Origin of the sequence: Microcoleus sp. LEGE 07076 (assembly GCF_015207455.1) — a bacterium.
Lineage (GTDB): Bacteria > Cyanobacteriota > Cyanobacteriia > Cyanobacteriales > Microcoleaceae > Microcoleus.
This window is the reverse complement of sequence record NZ_JADEWV010000156.1, coordinates 1-14153: the sequence shown is the minus strand read 5'-3', so window position 1 is coordinate 14153 and position 14153 is coordinate 1. Positions and strand designations below refer to the sequence as shown.

Annotated in this window: 10 protein-coding genes; 4 read left to right on the top strand and 6 right to left on the bottom strand. The window is 45.1% G+C overall.

All coding sequences use genetic code 11. The annotated features are described in order from the left end of the window. The coding region (locus IQ270_RS21835; RefSeq protein WP_193975307.1) for a hypothetical protein at positions 1-986 on the bottom strand (986 nt) is incomplete at its 3' end. Between the two features lie 271 nt (positions 987-1257). Here IQ270_RS21835 and IQ270_RS21830 point away from each other — a divergent pair. Together IQ270_RS21830 and IQ270_RS21825 are read left to right on the top strand one after the other, a co-directional pair. Then, a complete protein-coding gene (locus IQ270_RS21830; protein WP_193975306.1) occupies positions 1258-1824 on the top strand; it encodes a YIP1 family protein in 567 nt (188 codons plus the stop codon). A gap of 543 nt (positions 1825-2367) precedes the next feature. Next, positions 2368-4836: an ATP-dependent Clp protease ATP-binding subunit gene (locus IQ270_RS21825; protein ID WP_193975305.1), complete on the top strand. Its 2469-nt coding sequence runs from the start codon at positions 2368-2370 to the stop codon at positions 4834-4836. 579 nt (positions 4837-5415) lie between these two features. Here the strand turns inward: IQ270_RS21825 and IQ270_RS21820 are convergent. From IQ270_RS21820 to IQ270_RS21810, 3 genes are all read right to left on the bottom strand, one after another. Continuing rightward, positions 5416-5727 carry a type II toxin-antitoxin system HigA family antitoxin gene (locus IQ270_RS21820; RefSeq protein ID WP_228056579.1) on the bottom strand — a complete coding sequence of 104 codons (312 nt, stop codon included), beginning with the start codon at positions 5725-5727 and terminating at the stop codon, positions 5416-5418. Between the two features lie 135 nt (positions 5728-5862). After that, entirely contained in the window at positions 5863-6045 is a 183-nt protein-coding gene (locus IQ270_RS21815) for a hypothetical protein (protein WP_193975304.1), read from the bottom strand. Between the two features lie 56 nt (positions 6046-6101). Next, on the bottom strand, positions 6102-6287 hold the full coding sequence (locus IQ270_RS21810; protein WP_193975303.1) for a hypothetical protein: 186 nt from the start codon (positions 6285-6287) through the stop codon (positions 6102-6104). 191 nt (positions 6288-6478) lie between these two features. Here IQ270_RS21810 and IQ270_RS21805 point away from each other — a divergent pair, with 191 nt between their 5' ends. Continuing rightward, positions 6479-6997 (top strand): hypothetical protein, encoded by a 519-nt coding sequence (locus tag IQ270_RS21805; protein ID WP_193975302.1) that lies wholly within the window; start codon positions 6479-6481, stop codon positions 6995-6997. 120 nt (positions 6998-7117) lie between these two features. On the opposite strand, the gene IQ270_RS21800 is transcribed toward IQ270_RS21805, so the two are convergent. Next, positions 7118-7678 carry a Uma2 family endonuclease gene (locus tag IQ270_RS21800; protein ID WP_193975308.1) on the bottom strand — a complete coding sequence of 187 codons (561 nt, stop codon included), beginning with the start codon at positions 7676-7678 and terminating at the stop codon, positions 7118-7120. Positions 7679-7998: 320 nt separating this feature from the next. Next, a complete protein-coding gene (locus IQ270_RS21795) occupies positions 7999-12054 on the bottom strand; it encodes a hypothetical protein (RefSeq protein ID WP_193975301.1) in 4056 nt (1351 codons plus the stop codon). Between the two features lie 361 nt (positions 12055-12415). Here IQ270_RS21795 and IQ270_RS21790 point away from each other — a divergent pair, with 361 nt between their 5' ends. Further along, positions 12416-13798 carry an IS66 family transposase gene (locus IQ270_RS21790; protein ID WP_193975300.1) on the top strand — a complete coding sequence of 461 codons (1383 nt, stop codon included), beginning with the start codon at positions 12416-12418 and terminating at the stop codon, positions 13796-13798. The last annotated feature ends 355 nt before the right edge of the window (positions 13799-14153 follow it).

Below are 14153 nucleotides of genomic sequence, written 5' to 3'. Positions count from 1 at the left end.
GGTAATTGATTAATCTTATCCAGCGTAATATCTACATACTTTTCACCGTTACTTGCCCGATTTTCCCCAAAATATCCCTCATCGCCGTCGTGCTTGTGAGGGCCGCTGACAGCTTCTGCATAGCGGCCTTGCGAACGCGCTTGATTGAACTCAGAAGTCGGGAACCAGTACCAGCGAGTCGGAAAAACTATGCCGCCAATATCCTCAATTGAATCGCGAGTGCCGCGAAAATGGAAAACGCGATCGGCTTCTGCAAAACCATTTTTTCCCGAAAACACGCCCCCAACCGAAATAACAGTAATTTCTGCTTTCAGCCATTCTTTAAGGTAGCGAGTAGCACCCAAAGCAACTTGTGCGCCGCCGCTAGTGCCAATTAAAATAACTTGCAAAGGTTTTTGAGGATTAGCTAAAATCGGAGATTTAGCATTCATGCGCTCGATAATTGCATTAGCAATTCCCTGATTGTATGCAAAACCGTAGCGATAATCGAGAGAAATTGCAAACCTCCAGAGATTGCGAATTTTGATAAATATATCCCCCCCAATCGGCCAGCTTTTTGCGTGTTCTGCAAACCGCCAAAAAGGAGCTAGCAACCGCTGTCCGCCTAAACTTTTGTTAGAAGCTGAATAAGGAAAAACATCTCCCACTGCTACGCACTGCGGGTGACGTTCAACTAAATGTTTGAGAAAAAATGCTTCTCCCGGTGTTAGTTCGTCCCCCGAAAAATCGCCCACTCCCGGTAAAAAGATGATATAACAATTGCTCGGTGAAGACTTGCGCGATTCCGGGCTGCTGTCGTTTTCGGGCAATATCTCCGGCGAATTTTTTTTGAAACCCAAAGTTTCGGCACTTTGACCCAGCCACCATATAACAGTTCCCACTGGCGAAAGAATGCCCCAAACTAGCAGGATTAGACCTGCGATGAGCAACAAATTTAAACTTCCCCCGCGCAGCCACGCAAGTATTCGCAAAATCAATCTTAGCATTTAATAAATTCTGGTAGAATGCCTGTTATACCAATTTAATGTGAAGTTGCACATATTCCGATCCCCCTCGCATCCCCCTTAATAAGGGGGACTTTGATAGGAATCTTGTCCCCCCCTTATTAAGGGGGGTGCCAGGGTGATCAGATTCGGGAGCAGCCTCATAAAAAATTGATATTAATTACCTAATTATGTAGAAATATTTCGGTGATTGTGCTGTATTAGAGCTTATTTTGTCCGAGTTGTCAACTATTTTGAGGAGCTGGAGTTAAACGTGAGAGGAGAAGATTCAATTGCAGGTTTGCGAATAACGCTTTGGAACGCGCTTTCTTTGAACAGCAACTTTTACGAAAAAACTCCCTACACTGCCATAACGAAGCGGATAGCTTTAACGATTGTAATTTTAGCAGCGGTGTCCCGCGTTTTTGGCAGTGCCGTCATTTTGTTAATCAATCGAACTGAGCTATCAGTGTTATTGTTAGCACTTTTTATAGATGGTTTGGCACTGGTGGGGGGTTATTATTTTTGGACTTTTACTATCTTTAAAATCGGGCAGTGGCTGAAACCGGGTCACGTAAGTTATGGGGAATTGTTGGTGCCGATCGGATTTGCCTACGCCCCGCAAGTGCTGAATTTTTTAACGTTAATTCCCTTGCTGGGAGAAGGGATAGAGCGGATATTAGCTGTGTGGAGCTTGCTGGCTGTAATTGTGGCAGTTCGCCAAGGTTTGGATATTAAAACTCGCTGGGCGGTGTTAATTTGTTTTGTGGGTTGGCCGCTGATTCAAATTGCGATCGGGCTTGTGAAAGTTATTAAACAGTTGGTTCCACAATGGCTTTAAAGTCAGGAAATTGTAACTGTCTGTCGTCCCAAAAGCCCCTAAAAACTGGTTTTAAAAGTTATCGAAATCTCTGGGGCGAGGATGTGAATAAGAGGAATTAACAGGCGCTGCAAATTGGAAATTTGCGATCGGGCGCGCCCAGAGGTTCCTTAAGCTGTTAAGATGAAATTGGTTTTGGAGAAAATGCTCGATGATCGAATAACCTGATTTGAAACAAAGGTATTCCGGGTTGGCGATCGAGGTACAGTCGCTAGCTGGCTTTGAGAGAACGCTTGACAGGGGAGCGGCAACAAAGTACATTGGCAGAGGGTGAATAACATGGTTGATGAGATTAATTTGTATGGCGACTGGCCGATCGCAGTGCCAGACGGCAAACACACCCCAACTATTCGGCTCTCCCCACTGTCTGCCCCCTATTACTAGCGATACATTAACTAAAGAAGGAAATACACAAAAATTTACATATATAATTTGTGTAGTGTTCCAAATCGCTCCTCACCAGCAGCGATACAGCCCTCGCCAAGACAGTAGGAAGGAAGAAATATGTTTGAACGCTTTACAGAACAAGCCATTAAAGCAATAATGCTAGCCCAAGAGGAAGCGCGGCGCCTCGGCCACAATTTTGTAGGCACCGAGCAAATCCTCCTGGGACTCGTGGGCGAAGGCACTGGCATCGCTGCAAAAGTATTACTGGATATGGGCCTTAACTTGAAAGAGGCGCGCAATGAAATCGAAAATATTATCGGTAGAGGTTCCGGATTCCTGCCGCCGGAAATTCCGTTTACGCCCCGCGTCAAGCGCATTTTTGAGACTGCTCTCAACGAAGCGCGGCAGTTGGGCCACAATTACATCGGCACCGAGCACATTTTGCTGGGGCTGATCCAAGACGATGAAGGGGTGGCGGCGAAGGTGCTGCAAAACCTGGGAATCGATCGGCAGAGAGTCCGCACTCAGGTAATTCGCGCCGTGGGAGAAGTGGCGGTGGCACCAGGAGGCAGGGGGGAAAGCGGCGATCGCAAAATCCCAACTTTAGAAGAATTCGGCACAAACCTTACCAAGCTAGCAGCCAGCGGCAAACTCGATCCCGTGGTGGGCCGCGAAAATGAAATCGAGCGCGTGATCCAAGTGCTGGGGCGCCGCACGAAGAACAATCCAGTGTTAGTAGGCGAACCCGGAGTCGGCAAAACAGCCCTCGCCGAAGGCCTCGCCCAGCGGATTGTTAACAGAAACGTCCCGGAAATTTTAGAAGACAAACAAGTAATCAGCCTCGATATGGGTTCGCTGATTGCTGGTACAAAATTCCGAGGCGAATTTGAGGAACGGCTGACGAAAATCATGGCAGAAATTCGCGCAGCAGGCAATATCATTCTGGTAATTGATGAAATTCATACCTTAGTCGGTGCAGGCGCGATTCAAGGCAGCATGGACGCTTCCAATATGCTCAAACCCGCCCTTGCTAGAGGTGAATTGCAGTGTGTGGGCGCGACAACTTTGGATGAATACCGCAAGCACATCGAGCGCGATGCTGCCTTAGAACGTCGGTTCCAACCGATAAAAGTTGGCGAACCGAGCGTAGCTGAAACAATAGAAATATTGTACGGTTTGCGATCGGCCTACGAACAGCACCACAGACTGACAATCTCCGATGCAGCTTTAGAAGCAGCGGCTACACTGTCAGACAGGTACATTAACGATCGATTTTTGCCCGACAAGGCGATCGACTTAATTGACGAAGCAGGTTCCCGCGTCCACGTCTTGAACTCGCAAACCCCGCCCGAAGTTAAAGAACTCAAAAAACAACTTCCGGCCGTCAGTAAAGAAAAAGATGCTGCGGTGCGCGAACAAGACTTCGACAAAGCTGGCAAATTGCGCGATCGCGAATTAGAAATCGAAGCCGAAATCGCCGAAGCTACTATCAACAAAAGCCAGATCAGAATCTCTCCGATTGTCACCGAAGAAGACATCGCCCACATCGTGGCAAATTGGACGGGAGTACCTGTTAGCAAGCTGACCGAATCGGAATCGGAATTGCTGCTGCACATGGAAGACACCTTGCACCAGCGTTTGATCGGTCAAGAAGAAGCTGTCAGCGCAGTTTCTCGGGCGATCCGCCGCGCGCGGGTTGGCTTAAAAAATCCGAATCGCCCGATCGCCAGCTTCATCTTTTCCGGGCCAACAGGCGTCGGCAAAACCGAACTGACAAAAGCCCTGGCTTCCTATTTCTTCGGTTCGGAAGAAGCGATGATTCGGTTAGATATGTCCGAATTCATGGAACGCCACACCGTCTCCAAACTGATCGGTTCGCCTCCGGGTTACGTCGGCTACGACGAAGGCGGCCAACTAACAGAAGCAGTGCGCCGCCGTCCTTACACAGTCATCTTGTTCGACGAAATCGAAAAAGCTCACCCGGATGTCTTCAACATGATGTTGCAAATCTTGGAAGACGGCCGCTTGACCGATGCCAAAGGTCGGACAGTAGACTTTAAGAATACGCTGCTGGTGATGACCTCAAACATCGGTTCGCGAGTGATTGAAAAAGGCGGCGGCGGTCTCGGTTTCGAGTTTGCTGAAACTGCCACAGACGCGCAGTACAACCGCGTTCGCAGCTTGGTAAACGAAGAATTGAAACAGTTTTTCCGTCCCGAATTTATCAACCGCTTGGATGAGATTATCGTCTTCCGCCAGTTGAACAAGGAAGAAGTCAAGCAGATTGCCGATATCATGTTGCAGCAACTCTTCAGCCGCTTAACCGAACAGGGTATTACTTTGTCGGTGACAGACAAGTTCAAGGACTTGTTAGTTACAGAAGGCTACAATCCCAGTTACGGTGCTCGACCTTTGCGCCGCGCCATCATGCGGTTGTTAGAAGATGTACTGGCTGAGGAAATGCTGTCAGGAAAGCTGAAAGAAGGCCAAAGCGCGATCGTAGATGTGGATGAAAACGGTCAGGTTAAGGTATTGCCGGGTGGCGAATCTGAACCGAGATTGCCCGAATTCGCCTTAAGCCATTAATGCGATGACACGCGGATAAATAACGTCTGATTAAAAACCCGGTTTCTTGGAGGAACCGGGTTTTTGATTTTAAAATGCCAGTTAAAAAAACTAGGACTTATGCAAAAATCTGTAAAGGTTTGATCGTTCGGACTTTAGTCCTTCTTCACAATCAGAGGACTTTAGTCCGATCAATCAAACCAATCTTATTTCTGTAAAGGTTTGTAGTAAATGTAGTAGTAAATGTAGGGTGCGTCGCCATTAACAATCCTCAAAAAAAGCGACAATCTGATAGCGACGCACCTTGTTTTTGTCAATAGTTCAATAAACAAATTCAACATTTCATGACCAATAAAAAAGCTTGCTAAAAAAATATTGGGCTGGCTTCTTGATTCATTGAATCCCCGAGGTGCGTCGCTATTAGATTATCGGTCTTTGTTAAAGATGGTGGATAGCGACACACCCTACGGAAGACAGTTGCATGAGTATTGAAGATTGGCATTGACATCATATCAAATAAACAAACTAGGCGACACTTTAAAATAATCGCCGAGTGCCTTAGCTTGTGCTTTGCTAATTGCCCGCTTGCCATTAACAACCTCAGACACTACGCCACTCGATCCAATGATGCCAACTCTCGTCAGCTTGACGGGTGCCGCTGGCTTCCATGATGTGTTGCAAAATCTCGTGAGGCTCGGATTTGTCGATCGCATAGTTTTGGGCCTCGTAAACTTCAATTAGCGTTACCAACAACTTGTGTAAAGCTTTTTCTTCGGGAGTGCGGTTTTTGGCGAACGTCAGCCGCTCTGCGACTACTAGGAGGCGATCGTATTCTTCCTCGGTTTCGATCGCCCGTGGAGCGACTTCTGCCAGCAAATTGCTATAATTAGCTCGATCGAAAGTAAGGGTCATTTTTCCATTTGTGCTGGTCGTATAAAGATGTCATAGATTCCTGCTGCTAAATACGTGGTTAAACGTTTAGTCACCAGAGATTGAGTTTTTGTTTAAGCCGATCGCAGTTGATTGCGGGCTATGGGAGCATCCACTTTACTGCTGCCCCTGCTGCTCATCAGATGCAGACTGTTTGAGAATTTTCTCCTCATGGTCTACCAGAGCTTTCTCTAACAGGAATGCTGACAAATTGCTAGTCGATCGACCTTCTTGTTTAGCCCATTCCTCAAGGCGAGTGTAAATTCCGTCTGCTAAATATGTTGATAAGCGTTTGGTCATCAGAGATTGAATTTCTGTCTAATTGCAAGTGTCCCGCCAATGATTTCGCACAAACTTTATTGTGAGTCCTGCTTTTCATTAGAGGGTGGCGGCTGTTTTTGGATCTTTTCTTGGTGCTCTCTCACAGCTTTCTCCAAAAGGAATGCTGCTAAGCCGCTGATTGAACGGCGTTCCTCGTTTGCCCAATCTTGAAGTTGGTCATAAATTCCATCTGCGATGGAGGTTGATAGGCGTTTCGTCATCAGAGGTTGATTTTTTCTTATCTAAGCCGATCGTCAGTGTGATATATTTACAGCGTTTTGTCGATTTTACAACATATATGCTGTAAATATGCAGCATATTGCGCTATACTCGGAAAAGTCAAAAGCCAGCGCGTCCCCTAGGAAAGTTCGTCGCTGGCTTGTGGCTCTAAAAATCAAAGAGAGCTATTACCATGATAAAACCTTCCAGCGACGGGAGCGAATTTTCTCGCGGCTACCAACAAGCTTTAGACGACTTCGGCATCACGCAACTGCTATCCTGCATCCGCAGCTACTCTGACGTGGATTTTGATGCCCTGCGAGTGCAGTTGCAGGAAAAAGAGGTCAAAAGCTTAGCTGGCCATCTCATCGAACAGTTGGCGGCCAACCTCACGGGTAGTCTCATCGCCAGCTACCTCGACATTCTCCGAAAAGCAGGTGCGAACATAATTGCCGAACATTCTCCAAATCGGCAAGTAACTGCACTCCCGGAAGATAATCTGCAACTCACGAAAACACCTGATTTCTTAAAGCCGGATTATGCCAAACCTTGGGTGATTGTGCGGGTTTTGCCTGATGCTCGAAACCACATTGTGGCGCGTTTTTGCAATCGCCAAGATGCAGATGACCATTTAAGAGCTTTGCAGCGGTTTGTGCGATCTGGAATTTTTGAGATTGTGTTCGATCGCCCTTGCGATCCAGAGTTAGATTAAACAATCTATAGCTCTGCTTTACGGTGGGTTTCTGCCCACCTTTGCCTATAATTGTTTGCTGATTCTTGTTCATTTAGACTCTCAAGTCGCGCCACAAAAAAATAGTATGAGTCCAGCTTTTTATCCCAACACCGCATCCACAGGAATTTCTATGTCTGGAAAAGCTAGAATAAATAAAATCTGACCCCGCTGGAATCTTTGAATATTTTGGTATCCCGAGGGAGAAGGTTCACGATAAACTACGACACATTGCTCGTTAATATCTACCAGCCAAACTTCTACAATACCAGCTTCAGCATCAAGAGGAATTTTGATATTTCTGTCAGTTTCAGCGGTTGTATCCGCTACTTCCACAATTAGTAAAATATCCTCCGACTGAGGATGTCCCAATTCATAAAAATCATCGCGCCGCCGCAGTAAGGAAATATCCGGTTCAGGTTCAGAGCGATCGCCCAATTCTACCGGATCTTGGACTCCAATGGTTACTCTTGATAATAAACGGATATAGAATAACTCTGTCAGACGCTTGACATGGGATGTGTGCCTTCTACCGACGGCGGCCATTTGAACAATTTCTCCTCGAATCAATTCAACTCGATCATCTTTTGTCAAGATGCCAGATTCTATCATCTGATGATATTCTTTTACTGTGAACAGGCGCTTGATTAACTGAGTTGTCATCATTTATTTGGCGCTCCTTTTAGTTGCCCTTTTTCTGTTGCATCGCCTTTGCTGCTTTCACAATCTCAAATCGCGGCGCAAAAAAAGGTATTTTTACTTATTGATTTTGCTTGATTTCTAAGTTATATTTTAGATAATGGAAGTGGTGGCTTAAATTTGAAAATTGCCACCACTTCCATTATCATATGATACCTTTTTCAGCCGGAAATGTCAAGCCTTTGACCCCAAAAAAAAGGGCGTTTTTTTTACATTTTATCGAAAAAAAATAGTTTTGGTAAACGCAGATATCCCCACGTCAGAGGAGTTGATTAAGGGAAGACTCAATCCCAGGATTGCAATTGTACAACCCAATGCTGGACAAAAGCTGAAATGCGATCGCGCCGCGTTTCAAAAGTAGCAGCAATCCAGATAAACACAATCCCGAAAGCTAAACCGATCGCCCATTTAATCAGGGGATAATCGAAAATCAGCACTACTAACTGATAGAAAACATTGATTAAGAAAATTCCTGTCCCCACAAACAAAAACGCTCGCACTCGCAGCGCCAAACCCGCTGCAATCGCCACCAAGCTAAAAAATCCTGCAACTAAACCGTTACTTTGCTGAGTCAAAAGAGGTATCCCGCAAATCAATGCTGTGGCTAGCATTCGCAGATTGTGGCGCAGGGTTTTTTGGGCTGGTAGTTGCAAAGCGCGATTCCCTACGGGATAGCTACGCTTCACGAACTGAGCAACATAAAGAAAAGAAAGTCCTAAAGGAGTAAAATACCATTCGGGTTGAGTCAATCCGATTTGTCCAAACCAGCGAAGTAATATCCAGTCAATTATCGCCACACTCACGTAGGTAAAACGGACTTCGCGCTTTTCCCAAGCTAGGAAAACATAGAAGGCGGCAGCTATGAGGAAGCTAATCGGATAAAACTTAGCGGGAGATTCCACAATAGTGATGATTGGAATCAGAGAAGCGATTATCTTCCAGGGATTTTTTGACCAACCCCAGTTATCCCAAGGTAAGATGTAAATGAAATAGGCAAATAGAGAAGCGATGGCAACTTTCCACGGCCCCAGCGGCCCGGAAATGTACTTAACTAAAGGTGTATTGATCCAGTAAAGTCGGATGCCAAAGGCTTCTAGCCATCCTAAGTAAATCCAAATTTCTGCCCATTGGCGATCGAGATTATTTCGCCCTTGCAAGAAAGCGTATTGCACTAATAAAGTACCAGTGACTAATCCTAAATTTAGCCCGGATTTAATATCGTGGGTAGAAGCCCAAATCAGTAGTATACTGCTCAAAACCCAGTGCAGGTGAGCAAATATTTTTAATTCGGCATTGGTTAAATGTAAATAGCTGCTCAGCCAAGGAGATAAAATGCGATAGATGTATGTTAAAGTTGTGCCGAGAGTTGCTAGCACAATTAAGCCGTCGCCAAAAGCTGCTCCGGGTGTTTGGGAAAGTTGATATAGTAGGGATTCGTAAGCGGATGCGGATACGCCAATTAATCCCAAATAAACCAAAGGTTTAAATTGTTGCTGCCGCCTACCAATGCCGATCGCAATTAAAGACGCACCCAACGAGATTAAACCGGTGCTGTTGGTAAAGGCGTGCGATCGCAAAATCAAACCCAACAACCCGTAAACCAATGGTATAACGTGAATACTGGGTAAAATTGTGCGATAATCGGGGTTGCGCCGCCGCCACCAATCGCCCAACAATTGCGTAAACAAGCCGATCGCAATATTCGCCACTGCCAAATTAATTGTATTGCGTCCAATAAAACTCAAACCGACTGCTGTCAACAACTCCAAACTCCAAGCTAAGGCATAAATTGCCAGAGGGGAAACTTGGCGCAAACTTCGGAAAACAATCGCAGCCATGATTACCAAAGTAGCAGCTAATACTTGAACAGAGGGCGAGAAACTGAAGGTAGTGCGTGTGTAGATGTCATAGGAATAAACAGTAATTGTTGTTAACAGCAAGGCTGCGAGTAAGATAGCCCAACCATCCAAAGCTCGATCATACATTTTAGCTAAGGTCGAAGGCTGAGGCAATCTGCTAGAATAACGAATAATCGTGCTGCGAAGCAACCAGAGACACAAAAGTGCGATCGCCCCAGCAATTGCCCAAGCCCAACCAGACACAAATCCTAATCGATCGATCGCCCCAGCGACAAACATCAAGCCAAATCCAACTCCTATTGCCGCCGCCGGTATCTCTGGTACTTCTACCAAATAGTAAGTATTGACTAACATCAACAGCGCTGCAAAACCCAAACCAATTAACTGATATCCCGGCAAAGGAAACATAAGAAGTTGTGCGACTATTAGGGCGATAGTGCTGAAAATACTGGCGACTTGTTTGTGAGAAATCTCAGTATATTTAGCAACACCAGTCAAAGCCAAAGGTGTTACCAGCCAGAGCAAACTCCACTGAGGATTGTCAACAATATCACTCGCAGTTAAATAATTTTCTAACAAGATAAAGCTCAATCCCGCCAGTCCCAAGCCCAGATACCACGAACTTTGGAATAAAGCTGGATGCCACCGGAAAAAGGCAGAATTTTCTCTGAGATTTGCGGCTTTCATCCACACAAAAAATCCCCATTCAGCCGCCATAAACATCAATAAAACTAGCGCCCAAATATTTAGTGTCAGGTTCGGCAAAAATAAGTCAATTGTCGAAGCGATCGCGCACAAACCAATAATGTGAGTCACAGCCACCAAAAATGCCGGATTTCGGTTTGAACCGACAGCAGGATCGGAGATTGCAACTGGCCGGGAATGCTCAGGAATTGCGTATTTCCAAACTATCCAAGCTAAGATGAAAGTAGAACATACTAAATTGAGCGATCGCCAAAACGGATTGAGTAAACTAATAACAGTTAAAACACTGCCCAAACCGAGAGCAAGATTTTCGCCAAAATGGGCAAGTGGAAACTTTCGCGATCGGTAGAGCCACTGCGCCGCACTTACGATTAAAATCAAATAAGGCAACAGCAAAACGCCCCAAAAAGCCCAAGGAGTTTGCCCAGAGTTGGTAAGCCCAGTTAAAACTGCAACAAATTGTGTTTTAATATCTAAAGGAACCACTCGCCAAACCAGCCAAATGCTTTGAAGTCCCACGGCGAAAAGCATTAGCAAATCAAACTTTTGCCAAAACCGTACTAAGCGGTTGTAAAAAAACCAAACAGCCAAGGCGCTAATTGCGATCGCCTGTAGGGGAATTTCGCGAAAACAAACCAGCCACCCCAAACCCAATAAAACCCCTCCGGCTAATTGCCAGTTAAAAAAGTTGCCGGAATTTGGTCTGTTTGATATATTGTTTCTAGTAGTTCCAGATGCCAGGGATTGCGGCCAATCCAGCCACGCTAAAAGTACGCCACAAATTCCCAAAGCTAAACCCATTTGAGCGATATCTACGCCCTTGACAAATATCGCCCGACCCAGTAAAATGCCTAAAGAATAAGCTATTAAAGCAGCTTTTTTGTAATTCAAAAAATCTCGGCTGAAACTGAAATCGGCAGCGATCGTTTCAGTGTTTCCCCCGGGCTGGATAGATTGTACCCGTTGTTGCTGAACTTGATAAACTGTAGCGGCAGCAGTTCCCACGGTACCCAAATAAACCGCAGCCAAGGAAAAGCCTGGAAATGCCCAAGCCCAGTGCAAATAACTCAATCCCAAGTGATTTAGGGCGATCGAGGTAGTTAGATTTTTTCCCCACAAACTTTGATATTGATCTTTAATAATTCCGCGCGTTATCCAAGTCAAAATAAATGCAGCGACGATCGCAACTACCCAATTCCAAGGATACTGCCACAATCCAAAAGTATCCATCGCCCAAAAATTTATCGGCACTAGCAACAGAGTAACTTCTTGCAAAGTTTGAGCAGTCAAGTGTAAATTAGACTGTTTTTTTGCCCAACTGCTAATTGCCCAAAATGTTAAAGTATAAGCTAACAAAACTCCATATTGTCCCGCAGCCGGAAATCTTTCCCACTGACTAGCAGCTAAGACTCCCGAAGAGACAACTACCATGAACACTCCCAAAAACAACAGCCACACGACGCTAATTTCGGCGATGAGCGAGTGTAAAATTTGACTGATAAAACTCGGGTGTTGAGTAGTTTCTGCCAGCCTCGCAACGTTTTTTGTGGTGCTGGATAATGCTTTTTGTGTTGATAAAGCAGGTACTTTCGGCTGCGGTACTGCCAAAGCGGGCTCTGGCAGCGGACAAACTAAATATTGTCGGCACAATTGCTCAACTTCAGCGGGCGAAATCAAGCCCAGCCGCAGCCACGCATCCAAACCTGTCAACAACTCAGGGTGCGAGGCTAAGACGCTGAATTCAATTTTGCTCGATCGACCTTTAGGAGACGACATAGGCTTAAACTTGTACTAGCTATATTCCAGCTATAGCCTAATTTACGGTCGATCGCACATCTGGGCATTCCGCCCTGACAATTGGCACAATAAGTATTTATATCATCTCCGGTCGATCGCACCTAATCTTGCAAGAGCTCCCCTCACCAAAAATATCTGCCAACAATCTCCAATCTCAAAAACTCGCTCCGGCTTTTAATCAGGGTCGATTAAACTGGATCTGAAATAATAGACCTCTTGCAAAATAATTTTATGATATAATGAAAAGTTTTGCTTTACTGGATTGAATCCCAACTCTTAACTTATTTTGTAATTGCTCAACCCCCTTGACAAGAAGACAAGATAGATATTAGATAAAGAAATGGAAAAACTCCCCGACTTAAAACAACTATCGAGCGAGGCAAAAGAAGCCTTGATAGTAGAGCTATGGGAGAAAATCCAAAAACTCAGCGCAATACTAGACACCTACGAACCAAAACCCGAGCCAGAGCCATCTCCCAAGAAAACTAGCAAAAATTCCAGCACTCCACCGTCCAAAGGATTCAAGCCCAACATTAAGCAGGAGAAAATTGAGGGTAGCAAAAGACAAAGAAGCCTAGGAAGAGCAGGAGGGGGAAGAGAACTGCATCCTCATCCCGACCAAATAATCATCGCCCAAGTCAAAAATTGTCCCCAGTGTGGAGAGAAAGTCACCGAGACCACCCAAAAATTGCAATCCGTCTACGAAAAAATCGAACTACCACCAATTCGTCCCATTATCACCCTCCGTGAACGTTATGGTGGTCAGTGTGCCTGCTGTCAAACCGAATATCTTGCACCTGTACCATTGGGAATGGAACCAGGTTCACCGTTTGGCAGTTCGATTCAAAGCTTGGTCACATACCTCCGTTACACTCATGCCATCAGCTACGAACGGCTGTCGTCCATATTTGCATCAGTTTTTGGACTAAAGATATCTGAAGGGGCAATCGCCAACCTATTGGTGAAGGTCAAAACCAGTTTAGATGATCAAGTAAGTCAAATACTACAACGGTTGCGGCGGGCAAAATTAATTTGTTCAGATGAAACGAGTGCGAGAGTTAACGGACAAAATCAATGGGAGTGGGTGTTTCAGAACCCTGATGTTTGTTTGCACGTCATCCGCCCCAGTCGAGCCAGTGGAGTAATGTACGAGGTTCTAGGAGAACATCGTCCCGATATTTGGGTGTCAGATTTATTTAGCGCTCAAAAAAATCACCCCGCACCACAATGGCAAGTATGTTTGGCTCATCAATTACGGGATTGCCAATATGCGATTGATGCTGGGGACAGAATTTTTGCCCCAGCGATGAAGAGGTTATTATTAAGAGCTTTTATTATCCATCGACGACGATCAAAAATCGACGATGCCAGACTCAATCGATATCGAGAAAATTTACAGGAAAGATTAACCGGGATTTTGAGTTTAGCGCCATATCAGCCGGATGGTATCCGGTTACGAAAACGCTATGGTGGGCTAATTGACAATTTATTTCTATTTCTGGAAGACGCGGCGATTCCACCAACGAATAATAGTAGTGAACAGGCGATTAGGATGAGCGTGATATTTCGCCGTGTGACTAATGGCTTTCGTTCGGAATGGGGCAGAGATTTGTTTGCTGCCGTTCGTTCAGTTGTCAATACTGGCAAGCGTCAGGGTTTAACTGCTTATCAATCTATTCAACAAGCTCTCTCTACTGATGGCTCCATTTTTTCCCCTAGTTGAGCAATTACCTTATTTTTACTCTTGCCTTGCTAGAAACAGGATAAGATACTAGAAACTTATATTGGTTGTTGCACAATCAGTAAATCATGAAAAATCAATCTTATCTAAAGAGAGACATCTCATCAATTTAAACGTAGATTTGGTGTCAAAATTGAAACTTTAAAAGTAATGGTTAAAGCTTTGGAAGAATTCAGGTCAGAAAATCATAAAGACAGAAGAGGGCGTGGGACTATCCTAACTCTTGAAGAACAGGTCTTAGTTGCATTGGAATATTGGCGAGAATATCGAACATATTAGACCTCTTGCAAAAATAATTAGGACGGGCTCTCCGGCCCATCCCACAAGAGTTATCTTT